A 25,118-nucleotide genomic window follows, 5' to 3' on the forward strand; every position below is an offset into this window, starting at 1 on the left:
CGACGTCGCCCTGCGCGTAATTTGTCGCCCACTGCGGCGCGGAGCCGGTTATTTTTTGGGCCGATACTTTTCGGGTAATTCCGGAACCGGACGGCGATCGTCGATCAGATGACGGATGGTCAGAATCGGATGGCGCCATAACATACGTGGCCCTGCCCAGCGCATCACCTGCTTCATCTCTTCCCGTCGGGCGGGTTGATAACAGTGCACAGGGCACTGTTTGCAGGCAGGTTTTTCCTCACCAAACACGCATTTATCCAGCCGCTTATCGGCATAAGCCTTGAGCGCCGAATAGTGCCCCTCTTCTTTTATGGCGTGCGGACACCTGTTTTCGTACAGGGCGATCATTCTGGCGATCGTCTTTTTTTCTCGTGAAATACGTTTACCGGACATAACGTCGTCCTCAACAATAAAGTGCATTTATAATACCCTTTTATCCGCACATTTTCAGTCATTGCATTCCATTTTCTGAAGCGCCCTTCCAGAATTACCCCGCCCCCCGCTGCGTTTTACTGGTATTTTATACAGGCATAAATAACCACCTTTGACCGCATTCACCGGAGAACTTATGCAAGAGATCGCGATCGCCAAACCCTATCGTCACTTGAAAGTGGGTTACTTCAGAAAACGTCATGAAGACCGTAAAACGAAAATTCCAAAACGCTACAGCGTACACGCAGCGCTGAGCCTGAAAGGCGACTGGCTTGAGCAAGCGGGATTTACCACCAACTCGCAGGTTCGGGTGGGCGTCGAGCACGGGAAAATCATCATTGAATTAATGGTGGAAGATGCCTCGTAAAGTCGTGACTTTTTTCTGCGCCGCACCTTTTTTTCATGCGACAATAGAAGGAACAATCGGCCATTGAGCCGCTCAAAGCGTAATATTTTCAAAGAAATGGATATCATAACTCCATGAGCACAATCGACAATTTCGACGCGCATACGCCAATGATGCAGCAGTACCTGAAGCTGAAAGCACAGCATCCGGAAATTTTGCTGTTTTACCGTATGGGCGATTTTTACGAGCTTTTTTATGACGATGCGAAACGTGCGTCTCAGCTGCTCGACATTTCCCTGACGAAACGTGGCGCGTCGGCAGGCGAGCCCATCCCGATGGCAGGTATCCCGCATCACGCGGTTGAAAACTATCTGGCGAAGCTGGTGAACCAGGGTGAGTCTGTCGCTATCTGCGAACAAATTGGCGACCCGGCCACGTCGAAAGGCCCCGTTGAGCGCAAGGTCGTACGCATCGTGACGCCGGGAACCATCAGCGATGAGGCCCTGCTTCAGGAGCGCCAGGATAACCTGCTGGCGGCGATCTGGCAGGACGGTAAAGGGTTTGGCTACGCCACGCTGGATATCAGCTCCGGTCGTTTTCGCCTGAGTGAACCGGCTGACCGTGAAACCATGGCGGCTGAACTACAGCGCACCAATCCGGCAGAACTGCTTTATGCAGAGGATTTCGCCGAGACGGCGCTGATTGAAGGTCGCCGCGGCCTGCGTCGTCGTCCACTGTGGGAGTTCGAAATTGATACCGCGCGCCAGCAGCTGAACCTGCAATTTGGCACGCGCGATTTGATTGGCTTTGGCGTAGAAAATGCCCCGCGCGGGCTGTGTGCCGCAGGCTGCCTGTTGCAGTACGTTAAGGATACGCAGCGTACCGCCCTGCCCCATATCCGTTCCATTACCATGGAGCGTCAGCAGGACAGCATCATCATGGATGCCGCCACGCGCCGCAACCTGGAGATCACTCAGAACCTCGCTGGCGGCATGGAAAATACGCTGGCGTCGGTTCTCGACAGCACGGTTACCCCCATGGGCAGCCGTATGCTCAAACGCTGGCTGCATATGCCGATCCGCAATACCGACACGCTGATCGGCCGCCAGCAAACCATTGCCGCATTGCAGGATCGTTACACCGACTTGCAGCCGGTGCTGCGTCAGGTGGGTGATCTTGAGCGTATCCTGGCGCGCCTGGCACTGCGCACCGCGCGTCCACGCGATCTTGCCCGTATGCGTCACGCGTTCCAGCAGTTGCCGGAACTGCGTGCTCAGCTGGGAGAGATCGACAGCGCGCCAGTGCAGAAGCTGCGCGAAACCATGGGCGAATTTACCGAGCTTCGCGAACTGCTGGAACGCGCCATCATTGATGCGCCGCCTGTTCTGGTGCGGGATGGCGGGGTTATTGCTCCAGGTTATAACGAAGAGCTGGACGAATGGCGTGCGCTGGCCGATGGCGCGACGGATTATCTGGATAAGCTGGAAATCCGCGAGCGTGAACGTCTGGGGCTCGACACCCTGAAAGTCGGCTACAACGCGGTACACGGTTACTATATCCAGATCAGCCGTGGGCAGAGCCACCTGGCACCGATTCACTACGTTCGCCGCCAGACGCTGAAAAATGCCGAGCGCTACATTATTCCCGAGCTGAAAGAGTACGAAGACAAAGTGCTCACGTCGAAAGGTAAAGCGCTGGCGCTGGAGAAACAGCTGTATGACGAGCTGTTCGACATCCTGATGCCGCACCTGGCTGACCTGCAACTGAGCGCCGCTGCGCTGGCCGAGCTGGATGTCCTGGTAAACCTGGCCGAGCGCGCCGATACGCTGAACTACACCTGTCCGACCTTTACTGACAAACCCGGCATTCGCATTACCGAAGGCCGCCACCCGGTGGTTGAGCAGGTGCTGAACGAACCGTTTATTGCCAACCCGTTGAACCTGTCACCGCAGCGAAGAATGCTGATCATTACCGGCCCCAACATGGGCGGTAAAAGCACCTATATGCGCCAGACAGCCCTTATCGCGCTGCTCGCCTACATCGGCAGCTACGTTCCGGCGCAGAAAGTTGAGATTGGCCCTATCGACCGTATCTTCACCCGTGTGGGTGCGGCGGACGATCTGGCGAGCGGTCGCTCTACCTTTATGGTCGAGATGACCGAAACCGCCAACATTCTGCATAACGCGACAGAGAATAGTCTGGTGTTGATGGACGAAGTAGGACGCGGTACCTCCACCTATGACGGCCTGTCCCTGGCCTGGGCGTGCGCGGAAAGTCTGGCAAATAAAATCAAGGCGCTGACGCTGTTCGCAACGCACTATTTCGAACTGACACAGCTGCCAGAGAAAATGGAAGGCGTGGCTAACGTCCACCTTGATGCGCTTGAGCACGGCGACACCATCGCCTTTATGCACACGGTGCAGGACGGCGCGGCAAGCAAGAGTTATGGCCTGGCCGTCGCGGCGCTGGCGGGCGTGCCGAAAGAGGTGATCAAGCGCGCGCGTCAGAAACTGCGTGAACTGGAAAGTTTGTCACCGAATGCGGCGGCGACGCAGATAGATGGTACGCAGATGTCACTGCTGGCGGTCCCGGAAGAGACCTCTCCGGCCGTGGAAGCGCTGGAAAATCTTGACCCGGATTCCCTGACGCCGCGACAGGCGCTGGAGTGGATTTATCGGTTGAAGAGTCTGGTTTAGTTCTCTGCGGTCTTTTTTGCCGGGTGGCGGCTTCGCCTTACCCGGCCTACAAAACCCGTAGGCCCGGTAAGCGTAGCGCCACCGGGCAAAGGACCGCACAATATTATCGCCCGGTAAGCGCAGCCGCCACCGGGCTTTTTTACAGCAGCGGCGGGATCGTCGGCACCTGCGGCGCCTCATCAATATCCTTCTGCGTCATGCGGAACGCTTCCGGGTAATGCTCGCGGCTGGTACGGCGCAGCGGTTCGGTATCGCGCCAGGTATACAGACAGTGCTGACACTGGTATACCGTCCAGACACCTTTCACAGGTGATGTTGCCATCACTTCAATATGTTCATCGGCACAACGTGGACAAATCATTTTTTCCTCCTTATTGACGTGCCGCCAGCATCGCGGTCAGTTTTTCGGCCCAGGCTTTGGTTTCAGGGAGATCCTGTACCGGCTGGCTGTAGTGACCACGGTTGTCCGGGGCAACAGGGGTGGTGGCATCAATGATCAGCTTGTCAGTGATCCCCGCCGGGCTGGAGCCGGGGTCAAGCTCGAGCACAGACATATTCGGTAGCTGCACCAGATCGCCTGCCGGATTGACCTTCGATGACAGCGCCCACATCACCTGCGGCAGGTTAAACGGATCGACATCTTCATCCACCATAATCACCATCTTCACGTAACCCAGACCGTGTGGCGTGGTCATGGCGCGGAGCCCGACCGCACGGGCAAAACCGCCGTAACGCTTTTTAGTGGAGATAATCGCCAGCAGACCGTGGGTGTACATGGCGTTTACCGCCTGCACTTCCGGGAATTCAGCCTTCAGCTGCTGATAGAGCGGTACGCAGGTGGCGGGCCCCATCAGATAATCAATCTCGGTCCACGGCATGCCCAGGTAGAGAGATTCGAAAATCGGTTTAGTGCGGTAAGAAACTTTGTCGATACGCACAACCGTCATGTTGCGCCCGCCGGAGTAGTGACCGGTAAACTCACCGAAGGGCCCTTCAATTTCACGTTTCCGGCCTTCAATCACCCCTTCCAGGATCACTTCCGACCCCCACGGCACATCGAAACCGGTCAGCGGAGCCGTCGCAATCGGATACGGGCTTTCACGTAGCGCACCGGCCATTTCATACTCGGATTGATCGTATTTCAGCGGCGTGGCGCCCATCAGGGTGATGATCGGATCGTTACCCAGCGTAATGGCAATTGGCAGGTCTTCGCCGCGCTCTTCTGCCTTATGCAGATGCAACGCAATATCGTGCATCGGCACCGGTTGCAGGCCGAGCTTACGCTTGCCCTTCACTTCCATACGATAGATCCCGACGTTCTGCTTGCCGAAGTGATCGGGGTCGAGCGGATCGCGGGAGACAACGCATGCTTTATCGAGATAAAAGCCCCCGTCACCGTCGTTCAGGCGGAACAGCGGCAGAATGTCGAACAGGTTAATGTCTTCCCCGTCCACCGTGTTCTGCGCCCAGGCCGGGTTTGCACGACGCTCTGGCGCGACGGGAAATTTGTCCCAGCGACGAATAAACTCGTCGATCTGTTTTTTCACCGAGGTATTCGCCGGCAGCCCCATCGAAATAGCGTGGTTTTGCCACGAGCCGATAGTGTTCATCACCACACGGGCATCGGTGAAACCGCGAATATTATCGAACCACAGCGCAGGCGCGCCATCGCCAATGCGCCCGGTAGCGTTGGCGGCCGCCGCTAAATCCGGCTCAGCGTTTACCTCTTCCTCAATTTTCAGCAGCTGCCCTTGCTCATCGAGCGCCTGCAAGAAGCTTCTCAAATCATCAAATGCCATCTTTATTCTCCTGTGAAAAATGTTTCGCTGCCTGCAAACCTTCCCAGCGTCGGGCTTTTTTATGCTCCAGACCGAACTGGTCGAGAACGCGGGTCACGATATGCTGGGTAATGTCATCGGCGGTTTGCGGGTGGTTGTAGTACGCAGGCATAGGCGGCACCATCGCCACGCCCATGCGGGAAAGGGCAAGCATGTTCTCGAGATGGATGGTGCTGAGCGGCGTCTCACGGGGAACCAGCACCAGCTTGCGTCCCTCTTTCAGCACCACGTCTGCCGCACGCCCTACCAGCCCTTCGGCGTAGCCCGCGCGGATACCCGCCAGCGTTTTCATGCTGCACGGGATGACGATCATGCCGTCGGTGCGAAACGAGCCGGAGGAGATGGTGGCAGCCTGATCGGCCGGGCTATGGACGACATCCGCCAGGGCAGCAACGTCATGCGCAGTGAAGGGCGTTTCCAGCTCAATCGTGGTTTTTGCCCACTTCGACATCACCAGATGCGTTTCCACCTCCGGCATTTCCCGCAGCGCCTGCAACAACGCCACGCCTAATGGCGCACCCGTTGCGCCCGTCATTCCCACAATCAATCTCATTCAGCACCTCAATAAGTTTGTTCGTATACGAACATATTAATTAAACTACGCCTTGATCCTGCTGCTGACAAGATCGTTCGTATACGATCACACTAATCGCTAAAAAACTCTCGCGTTAAAATTCAGCCCGAGAGCGGCTATCATAGAGGGAGTATTTTTCCGTCGGAGTGTCCATGGAGTTAAGACAAGAAGCTTTCCACCTGCTACGTCAGCTTTTTCAACAGCATACCGCCCAGTGGCAGCACGCATTGCCCGAACTGACAAAGCCACAGTATGCGGTGATGCGGTCAATTGCTGAAAATCCTGGCATTGAGCAGGTTGCCCTGACTGAAGTCGCGGTGAGCACCAAAGCGACGCTGGCAGAAATGCTGAGCCGCATGGAAGCACGCGGCCTGGTCAGGCGCGAGCACGATCCGGCGGACAAGCGCCGTCGGTTTGTCTTTCTGACGGCCGAAGGTGAGGCCCTGCTTGAGAGCAGTAAACCGATTGGAAATGAGGTGGATGAGGCGTTTTTAGGGCGCCTTAACGGCGCGGAACGAGAGCAATTTTCAGCGCTCATTAAAAAGATGATGCAGGATTAAGTAACCCTGACGCGCATAAAATCAATAAATGTTCGCACTTTCGCGGGCACATGCCGGGCATCAGGATAAACGGCATAGATGCCCTGCTGAGCGAACGTGTACGCCGGTAACAGCGAGACCAGTTCCCCTGCATCCAGTGCGTTTCGCACCAGCCACTCCGGCAGCAGCGCCACTCCACATCCCGCGAGGGCAAAAGCCATCAGCGCCTGGGCGCTGTCTGCATACAGGCGCGGCGCTTTCTTGATCTCAAAAGAAACCGGCTGCCCATCAACGCCTCTCATCTGCCAGCGCAGCGGCGAGGTTAAACGCTCGTGAATGATCCAGTCCGCTTCCGCCAGCTGCTCCAGCGAGTTAACCGGATGGTTTGCCAGCCAGCCTGGCGTTGCCACGGGCAGGATGGTGAAGGAGGTCATCAACGCGGCGTGGTAGCGCGAATCTGCAAGCGTGCCGAGCCGGATAGCGACATCGAAGCGCTCGGCGATAAGATCGGCATGCAAAGAGGACGAGACATGCCGCACGCGGAGGTCCGGGTGCAGCTGGCTAAATTCAGCCAGCAAAGGCACCACCACCTGCGAGCCATATTCGGGCGTGGTGGTGATCCGCAGTTCTCCCGTCAGCCCGGCGTGGTTGGCGCGAACATCATCCTGCAATCGCTCTGCATCCCGTAACAGCATCACGCTTCGTTGATGAAAGAGCTTCCCCGCTTCGGTCAGCGTCAGGCGTCGGGTGGTTCGCAGCAACAGGGTGACGCCCAGCTCCTCTTCAAGCTGACGAATATGAAAGCTGACCACCGCTTTTGTCAGCCCCATCGCCTCCGCTGCGGCGGTGAAACTGCCGGTGTCCGCTACGGCGATAAACATCGCCGTACGCTGTAAATTAAGCATCGCTTGCCTGGTTAACTGTCAAAATAATGTTGACAGTATATCGTGCTTTGTCGCGTTTATCCGTAACGCGCGGGCCGATACGATACGCCACCTCACCGGAGGAACTTCCATGACGTATCGCAGCAAAATCGCCTTTCCGGCGATGGCTCGTGCTTTCAATACCACACCTTCCGCGCTTGCCTGGGTAAGTAACGGATACATTGCCGGGCTGACGCTAGTCATCCCTTTCAGCAGTATCCTGACGCGCCGCGTCGGGCCGAAGCGCGTTATCCTGCTCTCACTGCTTCTCTTTAGCGCGGCCTCCGTTGCGGCGGGTCTCTCATCTTCGCTGGAAAGTCTGATTGCCTGGCGAGTCGTACAGGGCGCCAGAGGGGGGTTACTGATCCCGGTTGGTCAGGCGCTGAGCTTCATGCAGGATTATGTCGCGCCGCTGGCCGCCTGGCACTGGATGTTTGTTTTTGCCGCAGTCATCACCCTACTGCCCGTACTGTACGTCTACCGTCTTAACAACACGCAGTTACTTGCGCAACTGCAACAGGAGCAACCATGACCCATTACGAACAAGAGATCCTCGACATTCACGTCGCCCTTGAAAACTGGTTAGGTGCAGGCGAAGGCGATCGGGACACCCTGCTCGCCCGTTTCCGTCCGGATTTTCTGATGGTTCCACCGAGTGGCAACCCTTTAGATCATCACGCGCTTGCCCAATTTTTATATGCACAGCGGGGAACCCGACCCGGGCTCAGGATCGACATTGATGCGTTAACAACGCTTCAGACATGGGACAACGGCGCGGTGCTCCATTACCGGGAGACGCAAACCCGGCCAGGCCAGCCCGTCAACGTGCGCTGGTCAACCGCAGTGCTTAATCAGGAAGGGGATAACATCACCTGGCGTTTGCTGCACGAAACGGCGCAGCCATAAGGCATAAAAAAGGCCCGTCTCACGACGGGCCTTTTCTGACGAATGGTTGCTTACTCGCGGAACAGCGCTTCGATATTCAGACCTTGCCCTTGCAGGATTTCACGCAGGCGGCGTAGTCCTTCAACCTGAATCTGACGAACACGTTCACGGGTCAGGCCAATCTCACGGCCGACGTCTTCCAGTGTCGCAGCTTCATACCCCAGTAAACCGAAACGACGTGCCAGCACTTCACGCTGTTTGGCGTTCAGTTCGAACAGCCATTTGACGATGCTCTGTTTCATGTCATCGTCCTGCGTGGTGTCTTCCGGGCCGTTGTCTTTTTCATCGGCCAGGATGTCCAGCAGCGCTTTTTCGGAGTCGCCACCCAGCGGGGTGTCAACCGAGGTAATGCGCTCGTTGAGACGCAGCATACGGCTTACGTCATCAACCGGTTTGTCGAGTTGCTCTGCAATCTCTTCCGCACTTGGCTCGTGGTCCAGTTTATGGGACAACTCGCGCGCGGTACGCAGATAAACATTCAACTCTTTGACGATGTGGATCGGCAGTCGAATCGTACGGGTCTGGTTCATAATAGCCCGTTCGATGGTCTGACGAATCCACCAGGTCGCGTAGGTTGAGAAACGGAACCCGCGTTCCGGGTCAAACTTCTCAACTGCGCGGATGAGACCTAAGTTGCCCTCTTCAATCAGATCCAGCAGAGCCAGACCACGATTGCCGTAACGGCGGGCAATTTTCACGACCAGTCGCAGGTTACTTTCGATCATGCGACGACGCGAGGCAACATCACCACGCAAAGCACGACGTGCGAAATAGACTTCTTCTTCGGCCGTTAGCAGTGGGGAGTAACCAATCTCCCCAAGGTAAAGCTGAGTCGCGTCCAGCACACGCTGTGTGGCACCCTGCGATAACAGCTCTTCTTCAGCCAAATCGTTATCACTGGGTTCCTCTTCTACTAAGGCTTTTTCGTCAAAAGCCTCTGCTCCGTTCTCATCAAATTCCGCGTCTTCATTTAAATCATGAACTTTCAGCGTATTCTGACTCATAAGGTGGCTCCTACCCGTGATCCCTGGACGAGACACCCTGGCTGGCATGCCCCGTCAATTTATCGCTGCGGTAAATATTGCAGCGGGTTTACGGATTTCCCCTTGTAACGAATTTCAAAATGCAAGCGTGTAGAACTGGTTCCGGTGCTACCCATGGTAGCGATTTTTTGCCCCGCCTTAACTTCTTGTTGTTCCCGGACCAGCATAGTGTCGTTATGGGCGTAGGCACTCAGGTAATCATCATTATGTTTGATGATAATAAGATTACCGTAACCGCGCAGTGCGTTACCGGCATAGACAACGCGCCCGTCTGCGGTCGCGATGATTGCCTGTCCTTTACTGCCTGCGATATCGATCCCTTTGTTGCCCCCCTCAGAGGTAGCGAAGTTCTCGATAATCTTGCCGTCAGTTGGCCAGCGCCAGGTGGTGATTGACGAGCTGGCATTCTGACTGCTTGCAGTCGGTACAGTAGAGCTAACCACAGGTGCCGTAGTCGGTGCTGTGACAACAGTCGCAGTACCTTTATTATTCGGCAACATTTTGTTAGCACTCTGATCACCTGAATCCTCAGAATACGTAATTACAGGTTGTGAAGCAACCACCGTGGTGGATTTTTGTGCAGGCTTAACGCTGTTATTTTGAGCCGTCACATCTGCCGCTGAAACCGTGTTGCCAGGCGTCAGTGGGGTACCCGTTGCATTGCCTACCTGGAGCGTTTGCCCGACTTCCAGACCATACGGGGCCTGGACGTTGTTTCGCTGTGCCAGATCGCGGAAATCGTTCCCGGTGATCCAGGCAATATAGAACAGCGTATCGCCGCGCTTCACGGTATAGGTGCTGCCGCCGGTATAGCTACCTTTCGGAATGTTCCCATACTTACGGTTATACACTATGCGGCCATTTTCGGTCTGAACAGGCTGATCCACTGGCTGAATCTGCGAAGGCTGCGTAATTGGACGCTGAACCGGCTGGATCTGCGGAGTTTGCTGCGCCGTGGACGTGCCCATTTTAGGCGGAGGGGTAATCAACATTCCGCTGGACGTGTTACCCGAGCCGCTGGTTCCATTGACGGAACTGACGGGCGCAGGTGCATTGTCAGAACTTGTACAGCCTGCCAGCCAGAGCGAAACCAGTGATAATGCCGCAACACGGCTGATGGTGAATTTTGGGCTTCCCGCGCTCATTTATCCCCCAGGAATGTGTTAACTACCAGTGACTTAAAAATAACCGTGATGGCATGAACCTATCGCGCCACACCATACGCTGAATTTGCCTCAATAACCCTGGAAAAATCCGAGTCTCAGGCCAGCTCGCCCTTAACCAGGGGCACAAAGCGCACGGCTTCCACGGTATCGATAATAAACTCGCCGCCGCGTCGACGAACGCGCTTTAAAAGCTGCTGCTCATCGCCGACGGGCAAAACTAGAATGCCGCCCTCGTCCAGCTGCGAGAGAAGTGCAGCGGGAATTTCAGGTGGCGCGGCCGTGACTATTATGGCGTCAAACGGGGCGCGAGCCTGCCAACCCTGCCATCCATCGCCGTGGCGTGTCGATACATTATGTAAATCAAGCTGTTTCAGGCGACGGCGCGCCTGCCACTGCAAGCCTTTAATCCGTTCCACGGAACAGACATGGTGCACAAGGTGGGCCAGGATCGCGGTCTGATACCCTGAACCGGTGCCAATTTCCAGCACCCGGGAGTCTGGCGTTAACTCCAGAAGCTCCGTCATACGCGCCACCATGTAAGGCTGCGAAATCGTCTGGCCTTGCCCGATGGGCAGCGCCACGTTTTCCCACGCTTTGTGTTCAAACGCCTCATCTACAAACTTCTCACGGGGAACCTGGGCAAGCGCATCCAGCACCTGCTCGTTGGCGATCCCCTGTGCGCGTAATTGTTCCAGAAGAGTTTGTACACGTTTACTTACCATTGCGCGTTCACTCCGACCCGATCTAACCAGTCCGACACCACATCATGCGCGCTATAAGCGGTTAAATCTACGTGCAACGGCGTAACGGAAACGTAACCCTCATCCACAGCAGCGAAGTCGGTGTCTGGCCCGGCATCGCATTTATCTCCCGGCGGGCCGATCCAGTACAGGGTATTGCCGCGCGGATCCTGCTGGGGAATAACCTGATCGGCCGGATGGCGACTGCCGCAGCGCGTCACGCGGATCCCTTTGATCTCGTCCAGCGGGAGATCCGGCACGTTAATATTGAGGATACGTCCGGTACGCAGCGGCTCGCGGCCAAGCGCACGGAGAATAGAGCAGGTTACCGCGGCGGCAGTGTCATAGTGGGTGTGGCCGTTTAACGAGACCGCCAGCGCCGGGAACCCCAGGTGACGCCCCTCCATCGCCGCGGCCACGGTGCCGGAGTAAATCACATCATCGCCAAGATTCGGCCCGGCATTGATGCCGGAGACCACAACATCCGGCCGCGGGCGCATCAGCGCATTTACGCCCAGAAACACGCAGTCGGTCGGCGTCCCCATCTGGACGGCAATATCGCCATTCTCAAAGGTAAAGGTGCGAAGTGAAGACTCCAGCGTCAATGAGTTAGACGCGCCACTGCGGTTACGATCGGGAGCCACGACCTGCACATCCGCAAATTCGCGGAGGTGTTTCGCCAGCGTCTGAATACCTGGCGCATGGATCCCGTCATCGTTACTCAGCAATATTCGCATAATCACCCGACGTGTTGATAAGTTCCCTGACAACACTGGTGGCAAAGCTACCTGCCGGCAGCCAGAAGCGTAACTCGACGGTTACGTCATCCCACCAGTTCCAGCTCAGCTGTTGCGGATAGAGGAGCATCGCACGGCGCGCCGCCTCGACTTTTTCCCGCACCAGCAATGATTGTAATTCTGGCGCATCCGCCACCGCTGACTGCTCAGCGGCCAGCGCCTCGCCCTGGGTTCCCCAGTCGCCTGAGCCCGGCAAGGCGGCGGTAATCATCAGCGCTTTAGCGTCCACGCGCGACTGGGCATCGGCCATCTCATCGGCCGTTGCCACAAACCAGCTTCCGCGTCCCGCTAATTGTAGCGCATCGCCGACAACAACTTGATTCGCGTCCGGTTTTTTCAGCCGTTCGCTCACAATCTGATTAAACAACGCACTGCGGGCCGCCGACAACCAAAAACTGCGTTTATTCCTGTCGCGCACCGGCGCGCTGCTTTGCGCCCAGCGCAGCGCGCCCAGCAGGTTGCTGCCACCAATGCCAAAGCGCTGTGCGCCAAAATAGTTTGGCACGCCGCGTTCGGTAATGGCCTTCAGGCGTTTTTCAACGTCATCGCGGTCGGTCACTTCACGCAGCACCAGCGTGAAATCGTTGCCTTTCAACGCTCCCGGACGCAATTTGCGTTTGTGGCGGGCATACTCCAGTACCTTACAGCCCTCAAGCTCAAATTTGCTTAAATCGGGCATGGCATTGCCGGGCACGCGGGCGCAAAGCCACTGTTCGGTCACGGCATGCTTATCCTTTTGACCGGCAAAGCTCACTTCGCGGGCGTGAATTTTGAGGAATTTTGCCAGCGCGTCCGCCACGAAGCGGGTGTTGCAGCCGTTTTTCAGAATGCGCACCAGGATGTGCTCGCCTTCGCCGTCCGGCTCAAAACCCAGATCTTCCACTACCACGAAATCTTCAGGGTTGGCTTTCAGCAGACCTTTGCCCTGCGGTTTACCGTGCAGATACGTCAGGTTGTCGAAATCCGTCATTTGACCGCCTTCACCAGCAGCGCCACGGCTTCACAGGCAATGCCTTCGCCACGACCGGTAAAGCCCAGCTTCTCCGTGGTGGTCGCTTTGACGTTGACGTCGTCCATATGGCAGCCCAGATCTTCAGCGATAAACACGCGCATCTGAGGGATGTGCGGCAGCATCTTCGGTGCCTGAGCAATGATCGTCACATCAACGTTGCCGAGGGTGTAGCCTTTGGCCTGAATACGACGCCAGGCTTCGCGCAGCAGTTCGCGGCTGTCTGCGCCTTTAAAAGCAGGATCGGTGTCCGGGAACAGTTTACCAATGTCGCCCAACGCGGCGGCACCCAGCAGCGCGTCGGTCAGCGCATGCAGCGCCACGTCGCCATCAGAATGCGCCAGCAAACCTTTTTCGTATGGAATGCGCACGCCGCCAATGATAATTGGGCCAACGCCGCCAAAGGCGTGTACATCAAAACCGTGTCCAATACGCATTATGCCTTCTCCTGAGGGGTCGTACGGGTAAGATAAAATTCCGCGAGCTGTAAGTCTTCCGGGCGCGTCACTTTTATATTATCAGCGCGCCCTTCAACAAGCGTTGGGTGGAAACCGCAATACTCCAGCGCCGAGGCTTCGTCCGTAATGGTCGCACCTTCTTTAAGCGCACGCGTTAAGCAGTCGTGGAGTAATTCGCGGGGAAAAAATTGTGGCGTCAGCGCGTGCCATAAATCCACGCGCTCGACGGTGTGGGCAATCGCCGGTTTACCCGGTTCGGCACGCTTCATGGTGTCACGCACCGGGGCGGCCAGAATGCCGCCCACGTTACTGGTTTCACTCAGGGCCAGCAGACGTGACAGATCGTCGTGATGCAGACAGGGACGCGCGGCATCGTGCACCAGAACCCACTGCGCGTTCCCGGCAGCCTGAATGCCCGCCAGAACAGAGTCGGCCCGCTCGGCGCCGCCGTCAACAACGGTAATCTGGGGATGATGTGCCAGCGGGAGCTGCGCAAAACGCGCATCGCCGGGGCTGATGGCAATAACCACGCGTTTCACCCGGGCATGCGCCAGCAGCGCTGCCACGGCGTGCTCGAGGATCGTTTTATCACCAATTGAGAGGTACTGCTTGGGACACTCTGTATGCATGCGCCGGCCAAAACCTGCGGCCGGCACCACGGCACAGACGTCCGAAAAAGTTGCTGCCATGTCGTAATCCTGGGCCTGATTATCGATTGTTTTGTGCGGAGCCCTGATTGCGTTTAGACGCATCCGGAACCAGGCGATAAAACGTTTCGCCCGGCTTAGTCATACTGAGTTCATTGCGTGCGCGCTCCTCAATCGCCTCCTGGCCGCCATTGAGGTCATCAATTTCAGCAAAAAGTTGATCGTTACGCGCTTTAAGTTTGGCGTTTGTCGCCTGCTGTGCCGCGACGTCATCGCTCACCCGGCTGTAGTCGTGCAGTCCGTTTTTGCCGAACCACAGCGAATATTGCAGCCAGACCAGCAAAGCCAGCAACAGCAGCGTTAGTTTACCCATCCTGCCCCCTGAAAAAACGGCATCATCATCCCATAACTTTCCGCTGGACTCTACTGCGGGGTTTTAATTATGCCGTAAGTTAGCCCATCAGCCATAAAAACAGCAGGCCAAAGATGACCACAACGGTGGCGATAGTGATGAACGTACTATACAGGAGCTTGCCGTTGAAAAGGGAGTGCAGCGCCACGCCCACAACTACCGCAACGGGCATCAGCGCCAGAAAGAAAGGCCAGGTATAGAGGAAGAAAAAGAGGGTGTTACCACCGTAGATCAAAAACGGGATACCCAGCGCCAGTAACCACGACGCGAAGCCGACTATCGCCCCAGGGAAGGACCAGGTCGTCTCGTCGTCGGTCGTTAACGGTTCCGACCCGGTGGTAATCATGTAGTTTTCACTGTTGCGCATAGCTAATCCTGTGACCGTGACTCATCGCTCGGGAAGACAGCTCCCGAACGATACCGTCTCAGGATCTGATAATATCGTCCCGTCTGAGCAGGTCTAATAATTGGCTTACTAAATTTGTTACCAATTGTTGGCCTTCCAGATGAATCTCAGGGGATTCAGGCGCTTCGTAAACCGAGTCAATACCGGTGAAGTTTCGCAGCTCTCCCGCGCGGGCTTTTTTGTACAGCCCTTTCGGATCGCGCGCTTCGCAGATTGCCAGCGGGGTATCCACAAACACTTCAATAAAGCGATTCTGCCCCACGCGCTCACGCACCATCTGACGTTCGGCGCGGTGCGGTGAGATAAACGCCGTCAGCACCACCAGCCCGGCATCCGCCATCAGGCTGGCGACTTCCCCCACCCGACGAATGTTCTCTTTACGGTCTTCATCGCTGAACCCTAAATCGCTGCACAGACCATGACGCACGTTGTCGCCGTCCAGCAGGTAGGTGCTCACCCCCTGCTGATGCAGCGCCTCTTCCAGTGCGCCTGCCACCGTGGATTTACCAGAGCCAGACAGCCCGGTAAACCACAGCACAACCCCACGGTGACCGTGGAGCTGTTCGCGCTGGGCGACGGTGACCGGATGAGGATGCCAGACGACGTTCTCATCATGGGCGGCCATCACTTGCCTCCCAGCAGATCGCGTACGCCCCAGTGCGGGAAGTGCTTACGCACCAGCGCGTTCAGTTCCAGCTCGAAGGCGCTGAACTCAGACGTCACGCTCGCCTGCGCGTTAGGCTCGCGCACCATGCCGGCACCGACGGTGACGTTGGTCAGGCGGTCAATGAAGATCAGCCCGCCCGTCACCGGATTCTGCTGGTACGGATCCAGCACCAGCGGCTCGTCGAAGGTCAGATCCACCAGGCCGATGCCGTTCAGCGGCAGCTCGCTCACGTCACGGTGGGTCAGGTTGTTGATGTCCACCTGGAACTGAATGCCGTCCACGCGGGCGCGGGTTTTCTTGCCGGCGATTTTAATGTCATAGCTCTGGCCTGCGGTCAGCGGCTGTTCCGCCATCCACACTACATCCACGGATGCGCCCTGCACCGCCGCCAGCGTTTCCTGCGCGTCGACCAGCAGGTCGCCGCGGCTGATATCAATTTCGTCTTTCAGTACCAGGGTTACCGCTTCACCTGCCCCGGCTTCGTCCAGATCGCCATCAAAGGTGACGATACGGGCGATGGTCGATTCCACGCCGGATGGCAGCACCTTGACGCGCTGACCCACCTTCACGGAGCCTGAAGCGAGAGTACCGGAGAAGCCGCGGAAATCGAGGTTCGGACGGTTCACGTACTGCACCGGGAAGCGCATCGGCTGGGTATCGACCACGCGCTGAATTTCAACGGTTTCCAGCACTTCCAGCAGCGTCGGGCCGCTGTACCACGGCATGTTCGCGCTCTGAGAGGCGACGTTATCCCCTTCCAGCGCCGACAGCGGCACAAAGCGAATATCGAGGTTGCCCGGCAGCTGTTCAGCAAAGGTCAGGTAGCTCTGGCGGATCTCGTCGAAACGCGCTTCGCTGTAGTCCACCAGATCCATTTTGTTCACCGCCACCACCAGATGCTTGATCCCCAGCAGCGTAGAGATAAAGCTGTGACGACGAGTCTGATCCAGCACACCTTTACGGGCGTCGATCAGCAGGATCGCCAGGTCACAGGTGGACGCGCCGGTCGCCATGTTACGGGTGTACTGCTCGTGCCCCGGGGTGTCGGCGATAATAAATTTGCGCTTTTCGGTAGAGAAGTAGCGATAGGCGACATCAATGGTAATGCCCTGCTCGCGCTCCGCCTGCAAGCCGTCCACCAGCAGCGCCAGGTCGAGTTTTTCGCCCTGGGTGCCGTGGCGTTTGCTGTCATTGTGCAGGGAAGAGAGCTGATCTTCGTAGATCTGGCGCGTGTCGTGCAGCAGACGACCAATCAGGGTACTTTTCCCGTCATCCACGCTGCCGCAGGTCAGGAAACGCAGCAGGCTTTTGTACTGTTGGGCGTGCAGATAAGCTTCTACGCCGCCTTCATCGGCAATTTGTTGGGCAATAGTCGTATTCATGGCGGCTCCTTAGAAATAACCCTGACGTTTCTTCAGCTCCATGGAGCCTGCCTGGTCGCGGTCAATCACGCGGCCCTGTCGCTCACTGGTGGTCGACACCAGCATCTCCTCGATGATCTCGGGCAGCGTCTGCGCACTGGATTCCACCGCGCCGGTCAACGGCCAGCAGCCGAGAGTACGGAAACGGACCATCTGTTTTTTGATCACTTCGCCCGGCTGTAAATCAATGCGATCGTCGTCGATCATCATCAGCATGCCGTCGCGCTCCAGCACCGGGCGCTCGGCCGCCAGATACAGCGGAACGATCTCAATATTTTCCAGATAGATGTACTGCCAGATATCCAGCTCGGTCCAGTTGGAGAGCGGGAAGACGCGAATGCTTTCGCCCTTGTTGATCTGGCCGTTGTAGTTGTGCCACAGCTCCGGACGCTGGTTTTTCGGGTCCCAGCGGTGGAAGCGGTCGCGGAAAGAGTAGATACGCTCTTTGGCGCGGGATTTCTCTTCGTCACGTCGCGCGCCGCCGAAGGCCGCATCAAAACCGTATTTATTCAGCGCCTGCTTCAGCCCTTCGGTTTTCATGATGTCGGTATGCTTGGCGCTGCCGTGCACGAACGGGTTGATGCCCATCGCCACCCCTTCCGGGTTTTTGTGCACCAGCAGCTCGCAGCCGTAGGCTTTGGCGGTACGGTCACGAAACTCGTACATCTCGCGGAATTTCCAGCCGGTATCCACGTGTAACAGCGGGAACGGCAGCGTACCCGGATAAAACGCTTTGCGCGCCAGGTGCAGCATGACGCTGGAATCTTTACCGATGGAGTACATCATCACCGGGTTAGAAAACTCGGCGGCCACTTCGCGGATAATGTGGATACTTTCCGCTTCGAGCTGCCGCAGGTGAGTAAGTCGTTTTTGGTCCATAACCGTTCCTTAAGCCAAATTTATAACAGAAGCGCCAAAGCCTTCTGTGTCGGTTGTGTGTTGGAACCAGGCGAGCGTGCTGTGCAGCTGCACCACTTCGCCCACCACGATCAGGGCGGGCATTGGGGCGTCTTTCGCCAAGGTTGCAAGGTCTTGTAAGGTGCCGATGGCGACATGCTGATCGACGCGTGTCCCGCGGGAGATCACCGCTACCGGCGTCGTCGCATCGCGACCGTGCTGAATAAGCTGTTCGCTGATGTCAGCCGCTTTCATCGTGCCCATATAAATCGCCAGCGTTTGTCGGCTCTGGGCGAGATGCGACCAGTCAAACGGCGTGCTGTCGGCTTTATAGTGCCCGGTCACAAAGGTCACGCTCTGGGCGTAATCGCGATGGGTCAGCGGAATACCGGCGTAGGCCGTGACGGCAGACGCCGCCGTAATACCGGGAACCACCTGGAACGGGACGCCCGCTTCGGCTGCCGCCTGCAACTCCTCGCCACCACGACCGAAGATAAACGGGTCGCCCCCTTTCAGGCGCACCACGGTCTTGCCCGCTTTCGCAGCGGCAATCAGCATCTGGTTGGTGTCGTGCTGGGGCACGGAGTGCTCGCCGGCACGTTTGCCGACGCAAATTTGCTCCGCGTCACGGCGGATCAGCTCGCGAATACCGTCGGTGACCAGGTGGTCATAGAACACGATATCCGCATCCTGAAGAACCTGGAGGCCACGCAGCGTGAGCAGCCCGGCATCGCCCGGCCCGGCGCCCACCAGAATGATCTCTCCGCCCGTACTGCCGGGGTTATCCAGTTCGTCTTCGAGAATTTGTTGCGCCGCCGTCTCGTTACCGGCCTGCATCAGGCTGGCAAAGCGGCCGCGAAACACACGCTCCCAGAAGCGACGGCGTTCCGTCACGCTGGTCAGACGCGTTTTCAAATGGTTGCGCCAGTAGCTGGCCTTCTCCGCCATGCGTCCGAGGCTGGTCGGCAGCAGCGCTTCGATTTTTTCTCTCAGCACGCGCGCCAGCACCGGGGCGGTGCCGCCGGAGGAGATCGCTACCAGCAGCGGCGAGCGGTCGACAATCGACGGGAAGATAAATGAACATAACGGCTGGTCGTCTACCACGTTCACCAGACGGTGACGGGCCTGAGCTGCGTCGGAGATGCGGCGGTTGAGCGCCCGATCTTCGGTTGCCGCAATCACCAGCACCACGCTGTCGATCTGAGACTCTTCAAAATCCGCCTCTGCAACGATCTGCACCTGCGCCCCGGCGCGTTGCAGGAAGGCGATTTTGCGATCGGCAATTTCACCCGTCCCGACAACCAGTACCGGTCGGTCTTTTAAGGCAGCAAAAAGGGGGAGATAGTCCACAGGCAACAACTCACTAACAACCACGAATAAAGGGACTATAGGGGGCGGCTTAGATCGAATGAAATTACGAATTGGAATGAGTAGTTACTCAATGGAATAACGCCGTGGAAAAGCAAATATCAAAAAGTGCTTAACACGCGAAATTTCGGGCATTTAGGAGCAATTCAAATTGTGTCTACCCGATCACAGTTTCATACTATGCGGGTTAAAATTTTGCTCTGTTTTTAAGGACTCACTATGTTTTCCGCAATGCGCCACCGATTCGTTGCCCTGGCGCTCGGCGTTTGCTTTATCCTTCCGGCTCAGGCAAAAAATCAATCTTACGGTGAAATAGCCAGTATGCAGGCGCGGCATATTGCGACGGTCTTTCCGGGCCGTATGACCGGAACCCCAGCCGAGATGCTCTCGGCAGACTATATCCGTCAGCAATTTGCGGATATGGGCTATGAGAGCGACATTCGCGCTTTCCACAGCCGCTACATCTATACCACACGCAATAAAACGCAAAACTGGCATAACGTAACCGGCAGCACGGTTATTGCGGCGCACGAAGGAAAGGCGGCTGAGCAGATTATTATTATGGCGCACCTTGATACCTACACGCCGTTGAGCGACGCCGATGTCGATAATAACCTCGGCGGGCTGACGCTTCAGGGACTGGATGATAATGCGGCGGGGCTGGGCGTGATGCTTGAGCTGGCCGAACACCTGAAGAATATTCCGACGAAATACAGCATTCGCTTTGTTGCGACCAGCGGCGAAGAAGAAGGAAAACTCGGCGCTGAGAATCTCCTTAAGCGCATGAGCGCTGAGGAGAAGAAAAATACGTTGCTGGTGATTAACCTCGATAATCTGATCGTGGGGGATAAGCTCTATTTTAATAGCGGACAGAGCACACCGAGCAGCGTACGTAAACTCACCCGCGACCGCGCGCTGGCGCTTGCCCGCACACATGGCGTCTATGCCGCGACAAATCCGGGCGGTAACCCGCAGTATCCTAAAGGCACAGGCTGCTGTAATGACGGTGAAGTGTTTGATAAGGCGGGCATTCCGGTGCTGTACGTCGAGGCGACGAACTGGGCGCTGGGCAAAAAAGATGGCTATCAGCAGCGCAGCAAATCGAAAGCCTTTCCGGACGGGACCAGCTGGCATGATGTGCGGCTGGATAATCAGCAGCACATTGATAAAGCGCTGCCGCAGCGGATTGAGCACCGCAGCCGGGATGTCGTGAAGGTGATGCTGCCGCTGGTGAAGGAGCTGGCGAAAGCGGGGAAAGCCTGATGTCGTTAAGCCCGGTGGCGGCTACGCCTTACCGGGCCTACGTTTCGTGCCGTTGCAGGCCCGGTAAGCGCAGCGCCACCGGGCGAAAAAACATTACCCTTCGTGCAATCCGCACTCGCGCTTCAGCCCAAAGAATCGCGTCTCTTCTTCCGCCATTCCCGGTTCCCATTTACGCGTGGTGTGGGTGTCGCCTACCGACAGGTAGCCTTGATCCCACAGCGGATGGTACTTCAGCCCGTGCTTTTGCAGATACTGGTACACCGTGCGGTTATCCCAGTCGATGATCGGCAGCACTTTGAACACGCCGCGCTGCACCGCCAGCACCGGCAGCGTTGCCCGGCTCCCGGACTGCTCGCGGCGCAGGCCCGCGAACCAGGTCTGAGCGTTCAACTCTTTCAGCGCCCGGTTCATCGGCTCGACCTTGTTGATCTCATTGTATTTCTCAATGCCCTCAACGCCCTGTTCCCACAGCTTGCCGTAGCGCGCCTCCTGCCAGGCCGCGCTTTCCGTCGCGCGGTAAACTTTGAGGTTCAGCTTGAGCTTGTCCGTCAGCTCGTCAATAAACTGGTAGGTCTCCGGGAACAGATAGCCGGTATCGGTGAGGATCACCGGAATGTCCGGGCGGATCCGATTCACCAGGTGCAGGCTGACCGCCGCCTGGATGCCAAAGCTTGACGACAGCACATAGTCACCCGGCAGGTTTTCCAGCGCCCACGCCACGCGCCCTTCGGCGTCGAGTTTTTCCAGCTGGGCGTTGGTTTCTGCCAGGGCCAGAATGCGTTCGACTTTTGGCAGGTCATTTAGGGCGTTTAGATCGAGTACGGACATAAGAACCTCGTTTGCCTGTTTTGCCGGGCGGCACTGCGTTTGCCCGGCCTACAAAACCCGTAGGCCCGGTAAGCGAAGCGCCACCGGGCAAAGGATGTGTTACTCCCAGAAATCCCTGGCGGGATCGAGCACCGGGCGAATGATGCCCGCACGCACCGTAAAGTCGCCGAAGCCTTCACCCGCTTCACGCTCTTTCGCCCAGCGCCCGACAAGCTCGTCGATGGAATCAAGAATTTCCGGTTCCGTAATATTTTCACGGTACATACGCGGAATGCGCGTCCCCATACGGTTGCCGCCAAGGTGCACGTTGTAACGACCCGGCGCTTTGCCCACCAGACCCAGCTCGGCCAGCATCGCGCGACCGCAGCCGTTCGGGCAGCCGGTGACGCGCATAACAATATGCTCGTCCGGAATACCGTGTTTTTCCAGAATCGCTTCCACTTTATCAGTGAAGGACGGCAGGAAACGTTCCGCTTCGGCCATCGCCAGCGGGCAGGTCGGGAACGACACGCAGGCCATCGAGTTTTCACGCTGCGGTTTAACCGCATTCATCAACCCATGATCGCGCGCCAGCTTCTCGATCTTCGCCTTCTGGCTTTCCGGCACGCCGGCAATAATCAGGTTCTGGTTGGCGGTAATGCGGAACTCGCCTTTATGGATCTTAGCAATTTCCAGCAGACCGGTTTTCAGCGGGCGGCCCGGATAATCCAGAATACGACCGTTTTCAATAAACAGCGTCAGGTGCCATTTATTATCGATACCTTTCACCCAGCCAATGCGATCGCCGCGACCGGTGAATTCGTAAGGGCGGATCGGCTCAAACTTGATCCCCGCGCGACGCTCCACTTCTTCTTTGAACGTCTCGACGCCTACACGCTCCAGGGTGTATTTGGTTTTCGCGTTTTTACGGTCGGTACGGTTGCCCCAGTCGCGCTGGGTAGTAACCACCGCCTCAGCCACGGCCAGCGTGTGCTCCAGCGGCAGGAAGCCGAACTCGCTCGCGGTGCGGGCGTAGGTTTTCTTGTTCCCATGCTCGATGGACAAACCGCCGCCCACCAGCAGGTTAAAGCCGACCAGCTTGCCATTTTCGGCAATCGCCACGAAGTTCATGTCGTTGGCGTGCAGGTCGATATCGTTCTGCGGCGGGATAACCACCGTGGTCTTGAATTTGCGCGGCAGGTAGGTCTGACCGAGGATCGGCTCTTCGTCCGTGGTCGCGACTTTCTCCTGATCGAGCCAGATCTCCGCATAGGCACGCGTGCGTGGCAGCAGGTGCTCGGAGATCTTCTTCGCCCACTCGTACGCTTCGGCGTGCAGCTCGGACTCATACGGGTTCGAGGTGCAAAGCACGTTACGGTTCATGTCGTTGGCGGTCGCCAGCGCGTCCAGCCCCACGGAGTGCAGCATCTGGTGCACCGGCTTGACGTTTTTCTTCAGAATGCCGTGGAACTGGAAGGTCTGACGGTTAGTCAGACGGATGCTGCCGTAAATCGTGTTTTCACCGGCAAACTTGTCGATCGCCTGCCACTGTTTGGTGGTGATGATGCCACCCGGCAGGCGGCAGCGCAGCAGCATCGCATGACGCGGCTCCAGCTTCTGTTCGGCACGTTCGGCGCGGATATCGCGGTCGTCCTGCTGGTACATACCGTGGAAACGGATCAGCAGGAAGTTGTCGCCTTTGAAACCGCCGGTCAGGCCGTCATTTAAATCTTCGGCAATGGTACCGCGCAGGTAGTTGCTCTCTACCTTCATGCGCTCGGCATCAGACAGTTTGCCTTCGACCACCAGTGGGCCAGGATGTTTTTCGCTCATTAGTAGACATCTCGCTGATAACGGCGCTCTACGCGCAGCTCACTTAAAAATTCATCCGCCGTTTCGGCATCCATACCGCCGAATTCGGCAATCACTTCCAGCAGTGCCTGCTCAACGTCTTTCGCCATGCGATTGGCGTCGCCGCAGACATAAATGTGGGCGCCGTCATTGATCCAGCGCCACAGCTCTGCGCCCTGTTCGCGCAGTTTGTCTTGTACGTATACTTTTTCTTTCTGATCGCGGGACCAGGCCAGATCGATGCGGGTCAGCACGCCCTCTTTGACGTAGCGCTGCCATTCAACCTGGTAGAGGAAATCTTCAGTAAAATGCGGGTTGCCGAAGAACAGCCAGTTTTTACCCGGCGCCTCGTCCGCTGCACGCTGCTGCATAAAGGCGCGGAACGGTGCGATGCCGGTGCCCGGGCCAATCATGATCACCGGCGTTTCCGGGTTTGCCGGCAGGCGGAAGTTGTCGTTGTGTTCGATAAAGACGCGCACCTCGCCCTCTTCTTCCACGCGGTCGGCCAGGAAGCCCGACGCCCCGCCCGCCCGCGCGCGGCCTTCGATGTCGTAACGCACCACGCCAACGGTGATGTGGACTTCGTTTTCCACTTCCGCCTGTGAAGAGGCGATGGAGTAAAGACGCGGCGTCAGCGGACGCAGCAGGCCGATCAGCGCGTCGGCATCCAGCTGTGCCGGGGAGAAACGCACCATGTCGACAATCGGCGTCGTCGCGGCGTAATGCTGTAACTTCACTTTGTCCCCCACCAGCGGCAGAAGGGACTCGCTGCGCGTTAAGGTGGCGTAGTTTTCAACGATATTGGCGGTGTTCACCGTCAGCTCGAAATGCCACTGAAGCGCCTCAGAGAGCGGTAAGGTTTTACCTTCCACCTGGACCGGCTCCGTGCCTTTCAGCCACAGCAGCTCGACCAGCTCTTTCACCAGCGCCGGATCGTTCTGATACCAGACGCCCAGCGCATCGCCAGGCTGATAACGCAGGCCGGAGTCACCGAGATCGATTTCGATATGGCGCACGTCTTTTTCCGAATCACGGCCCGTGATTTTCTGGTTTACCGACAGGCTCGCCGTCAGCGGCGCCTCTTTCGTGTAAGGGCTGGTGTGGATTTCGTTAACGGTGCCCGCTGCGGTAACGGCGGCCTGCGCTGGCGTCTCTTTCGGGACGCGGGCCTTCAGCACCTCAACGATGCGCGTCCGCCATTCGGCGGCGGCGGCCTGGTATTCGACATCAGCGTCTACGCGATCCAGCAGGCGCTCTGCGCCCAGCTCCGCCAGCTTGCTGTCGAAGTCTTTACCGGACTGGCAGAAAAATTCATAGGACGTATCACCGAGGCCGAAGACGGCAAAGGCGGTGCCCTCCAGCCTTGGCGCTTTTTTCGAGAACAGGAACTTATGCAGCGCGACGGCTTCTTCCGCAGGCTCGCCTTCCCCCTGCGTTGACGCCACCACCACCAGCAGTTTTTCTGACGCGATCTGTTTGAATTTATAATCCCCGGCGTTGACCAGGTTAACGTTCAGCTTCGCGGCGAGCAGGTCATCACGCAGCGCTTCGGCCACACGACGGGCATTACCCGTTTGCGAAGCGGAGATAAGCGTGATGGCAGGAATTTCAACGGCCGTTGGCGGGACGCCAGCCACAGCACCCGGCTGCTGATTGAGCATTCCCCAGAAATAGCCGGAGACCCAGGCGAGCTGGGTGGGTGAAAAATCGGAAGTCGCGGCCTGGAGGCGCGCCAGTTGCTCCGGGTTAAGGGGAAGCAAATTTGAAGGTGGGGCCTGTGTTGTCATGCGTCGTTATGTTCCAGTAGCAAAGCGGACTTTAAGCGAATAAATCCAAACTGAAGATAAGGTTAACGGCGGGGATAATAACAATT

The 25,118-nt window shown here is 57.3% G+C and carries 27 protein-coding genes and 1 pseudogene; 7 read left to right on the top strand and 21 right to left on the bottom strand.

The genetic code is table 11. The features are described from left to right. Positions 1–48 precede the first annotated feature (48 nt). On the bottom strand, positions 49–393 hold the full coding sequence (locus tag AC4OVU_RS17140; protein WP_022649174.1) for a nitrous oxide-stimulated promoter family protein: 345 nt from the start codon (positions 391–393) through the stop codon (positions 49–51). Positions 394–568: 175 nt separating this feature from the next. Here AC4OVU_RS17140 and AC4OVU_RS17145 point away from each other — a divergent pair, with 175 nt between their 5' ends. Beyond that, a complete protein-coding gene (locus AC4OVU_RS17145) occupies positions 569–799 on the top strand; it encodes a SymE family type I addiction module toxin (protein ID WP_017692767.1) in 231 nt (76 codons plus the stop codon). Positions 800–912: 113 nt separating this feature from the next. Then, positions 913–3,474, top strand: a complete 2,562-nt coding sequence (gene mutS / locus AC4OVU_RS17150) for a DNA mismatch repair protein MutS (protein ID WP_017692766.1) — start codon at positions 913–915, stop codon at positions 3,472–3,474. Between the two features lie 139 nt (positions 3,475–3,613). Here mutS and AC4OVU_RS17155 read toward each other — a convergent pair whose 3' ends face one another. From AC4OVU_RS17155 to AC4OVU_RS17165, 3 genes are read right to left on the bottom strand one after another with little or no spacing between them, the layout of a single operon-like run. Further along, complete coding sequence (locus tag AC4OVU_RS17155; RefSeq protein ID WP_003862116.1) at positions 3,614–3,835, bottom strand: non-oxidative hydroxyarylic acid decarboxylases subunit D; 222 nt, start codon at positions 3,833–3,835, stop codon at positions 3,614–3,616. Between the two features lie 10 nt (positions 3,836–3,845). Continuing rightward, positions 3,846–5,273, bottom strand: a complete 1,428-nt coding sequence (locus AC4OVU_RS17160) for a non-oxidative hydroxyarylic acid decarboxylases subunit C (RefSeq protein ID WP_032649307.1) — start codon at positions 5,271–5,273, stop codon at positions 3,846–3,848. Beyond that, the gene (locus AC4OVU_RS17165; RefSeq protein ID WP_003862111.1) at positions 5,263–5,865 is read right to left on the bottom strand and encodes a non-oxidative hydroxyarylic acid decarboxylases subunit B; all 603 of its coding nucleotides are present in this window, start codon (positions 5,863–5,865) and stop codon (positions 5,263–5,265) included. Before AC4OVU_RS17165 ends, AC4OVU_RS17160 begins: the two co-directional genes overlap by 11 nt. 173 nt (positions 5,866–6,038) lie before the next feature. On the opposite strand from AC4OVU_RS17165, the gene AC4OVU_RS17170 reads away from it, so the two are divergent. Then, positions 6,039–6,446 (top strand): MarR family winged helix-turn-helix transcriptional regulator, encoded by a 408-nt coding sequence (locus AC4OVU_RS17170; protein ID WP_015571704.1) that lies wholly within the window; start codon positions 6,039–6,041, stop codon positions 6,444–6,446. On the opposite strand, the gene AC4OVU_RS17175 is transcribed toward AC4OVU_RS17170, so the two are convergent. Then, complete coding sequence (locus tag AC4OVU_RS17175) at positions 6,443–7,330, bottom strand: LysR family transcriptional regulator (protein ID WP_023304325.1); 888 nt, start codon at positions 7,328–7,330, stop codon at positions 6,443–6,445. The two genes, AC4OVU_RS17170 and AC4OVU_RS17175, sit on opposite strands and share 4 nt — an antisense overlap. A gap of 121 nt (positions 7,331–7,451) precedes the next feature. On the opposite strand from AC4OVU_RS17175, the pseudogene AC4OVU_RS17180 reads away from it, so the two are divergent. Together AC4OVU_RS17180 and AC4OVU_RS17185 are read left to right on the top strand one after the other, a co-directional pair. Then, a pseudogene (locus tag AC4OVU_RS17180) lies at positions 7,452–7,745 on the top strand (MFS transporter); the annotation flags it as partial. A gap of 131 nt (positions 7,746–7,876) precedes the next feature. Beyond that, positions 7,877–8,254: a DUF4440 domain-containing protein gene (locus AC4OVU_RS17185; protein WP_049133119.1), complete on the top strand. Its 378-nt coding sequence runs from the start codon at positions 7,877–7,879 to the stop codon at positions 8,252–8,254. Between the two features lie 50 nt (positions 8,255–8,304). Here AC4OVU_RS17185 and rpoS read toward each other — a convergent pair whose 3' ends face one another. Together rpoS and nlpD are read right to left on the bottom strand one after the other, a co-directional pair. Continuing rightward, complete coding sequence (gene rpoS / locus AC4OVU_RS17190) at positions 8,305–9,297, bottom strand: RNA polymerase sigma factor RpoS (RefSeq protein ID WP_013098493.1); 993 nt, start codon at positions 9,295–9,297, stop codon at positions 8,305–8,307. A gap of 59 nt (positions 9,298–9,356) precedes the next feature. Beyond that, the gene (nlpD, locus tag AC4OVU_RS17195; protein ID WP_258364700.1) at positions 9,357–10,430 is read right to left on the bottom strand and encodes a murein hydrolase activator NlpD; all 1,074 of its coding nucleotides are present in this window, start codon (positions 10,428–10,430) and stop codon (positions 9,357–9,359) included. Between nlpD and AC4OVU_RS17200 the strand changes: the two genes are divergently transcribed. Then, positions 10,363–10,503: a peptidase gene (locus AC4OVU_RS17200; protein ID WP_223230135.1), complete on the top strand. Its 141-nt coding sequence runs from the start codon at positions 10,363–10,365 to the stop codon at positions 10,501–10,503. The two genes, nlpD and AC4OVU_RS17200, sit on opposite strands and share 68 nt — an antisense overlap. 94 nt (positions 10,504–10,597) lie before the next feature. Here AC4OVU_RS17200 and AC4OVU_RS17205 read toward each other — a convergent pair whose 3' ends face one another. From AC4OVU_RS17205 to cysG, 11 genes are all read right to left on the bottom strand, one after another. Beyond that, complete coding sequence (locus AC4OVU_RS17205; protein ID WP_015571709.1) at positions 10,598–11,224, bottom strand: protein-L-isoaspartate(D-aspartate) O-methyltransferase; 627 nt, start codon at positions 11,222–11,224, stop codon at positions 10,598–10,600. Further along, positions 11,218–11,979, bottom strand: a complete 762-nt coding sequence (gene surE, locus AC4OVU_RS17210; RefSeq protein WP_017382816.1) for a 5'/3'-nucleotidase SurE — start codon at positions 11,977–11,979, stop codon at positions 11,218–11,220. Before surE ends, AC4OVU_RS17205 begins: the two co-directional genes overlap by 7 nt. Beyond that, positions 11,960–13,009: a tRNA pseudouridine(13) synthase TruD gene (gene truD, locus AC4OVU_RS17215; protein ID WP_017692760.1), complete on the bottom strand. Its 1,050-nt coding sequence runs from the start codon at positions 13,007–13,009 to the stop codon at positions 11,960–11,962. Before truD ends, surE begins: the two co-directional genes overlap by 20 nt. Beyond that, positions 13,006–13,485 (bottom strand): 2-C-methyl-D-erythritol 2,4-cyclodiphosphate synthase, encoded by a 480-nt coding sequence (gene ispF / locus AC4OVU_RS17220; protein ID WP_015571711.1) that lies wholly within the window; start codon positions 13,483–13,485, stop codon positions 13,006–13,008. Before ispF ends, truD begins: the two co-directional genes overlap by 4 nt. Beyond that, the gene (ispD, locus tag AC4OVU_RS17225) at positions 13,485–14,195 is read right to left on the bottom strand and encodes a 2-C-methyl-D-erythritol 4-phosphate cytidylyltransferase (RefSeq protein WP_110292588.1); all 711 of its coding nucleotides are present in this window, start codon (positions 14,193–14,195) and stop codon (positions 13,485–13,487) included. Before ispD ends, ispF begins: the two co-directional genes overlap by 1 nt. A 19-nt stretch (positions 14,196–14,214) precedes the next feature. Then, a complete protein-coding gene (ftsB, locus tag AC4OVU_RS17230) occupies positions 14,215–14,526 on the bottom strand; it encodes a cell division protein FtsB (protein WP_003862095.1) in 312 nt (103 codons plus the stop codon). Positions 14,527–14,605: 79 nt separating this feature from the next. Then, on the bottom strand, positions 14,606–14,932 hold the full coding sequence (locus tag AC4OVU_RS17235; protein ID WP_032649313.1) for a DUF3561 family protein: 327 nt from the start codon (positions 14,930–14,932) through the stop codon (positions 14,606–14,608). A gap of 58 nt (positions 14,933–14,990) precedes the next feature. Continuing rightward, complete coding sequence (cysC, locus tag AC4OVU_RS17240) at positions 14,991–15,596, bottom strand: adenylyl-sulfate kinase (protein WP_015571713.1); 606 nt, start codon at positions 15,594–15,596, stop codon at positions 14,991–14,993. After that, positions 15,596–17,020 (bottom strand): sulfate adenylyltransferase subunit CysN, encoded by a 1,425-nt coding sequence (gene cysN, locus AC4OVU_RS17245; RefSeq protein ID WP_045615866.1) that lies wholly within the window; start codon positions 17,018–17,020, stop codon positions 15,596–15,598. The genes cysC and cysN overlap by 1 nt, the downstream gene beginning before the upstream one ends. Before the next feature lie 9 nt (positions 17,021–17,029). Continuing rightward, positions 17,030–17,938, bottom strand: coding sequence for a sulfate adenylyltransferase subunit CysD (gene cysD / locus AC4OVU_RS17250; RefSeq protein WP_006811770.1), 909 nt, complete (start codon positions 17,936–17,938; stop codon positions 17,030–17,032). 9 nt (positions 17,939–17,947) lie between these two features. Next, entirely contained in the window at positions 17,948–19,306 is a 1,359-nt protein-coding gene (cysG, locus tag AC4OVU_RS17255) for a siroheme synthase CysG (protein WP_047055867.1), read from the bottom strand. Between the two features lie 237 nt (positions 19,307–19,543). Here cysG and AC4OVU_RS17260 point away from each other — a divergent pair, with 237 nt between their 5' ends. Then, entirely contained in the window at positions 19,544–20,587 is a 1,044-nt protein-coding gene (locus AC4OVU_RS17260) for an aminopeptidase (RefSeq protein WP_110292589.1), read from the top strand. Between the two features lie 93 nt (positions 20,588–20,680). Here the strand turns inward: AC4OVU_RS17260 and cysH are convergent, their stop codons facing one another. From cysH to cysJ, 3 genes are all read right to left on the bottom strand, one after another. Further along, complete coding sequence (cysH, locus tag AC4OVU_RS17265; protein ID WP_017382820.1) at positions 20,681–21,415, bottom strand: phosphoadenosine phosphosulfate reductase; 735 nt, start codon at positions 21,413–21,415, stop codon at positions 20,681–20,683. A 99-nt stretch (positions 21,416–21,514) separates the two neighbouring features. Then, positions 21,515–23,227: an assimilatory sulfite reductase (NADPH) hemoprotein subunit gene (gene cysI / locus AC4OVU_RS17270; protein WP_015571717.1), complete on the bottom strand. Its 1,713-nt coding sequence runs from the start codon at positions 23,225–23,227 to the stop codon at positions 21,515–21,517. After that, positions 23,227–25,032: an NADPH-dependent assimilatory sulfite reductase flavoprotein subunit gene (gene cysJ, locus AC4OVU_RS17275; protein WP_032619140.1), complete on the bottom strand. Its 1,806-nt coding sequence runs from the start codon at positions 25,030–25,032 to the stop codon at positions 23,227–23,229. Before cysJ ends, cysI begins: the two co-directional genes overlap by 1 nt. Positions 25,033–25,118: the final 86 nt, after the last annotated feature.

The sequence above is a fragment of the Enterobacter sp. 6722112 genome (genome assembly GCF_058661685.1).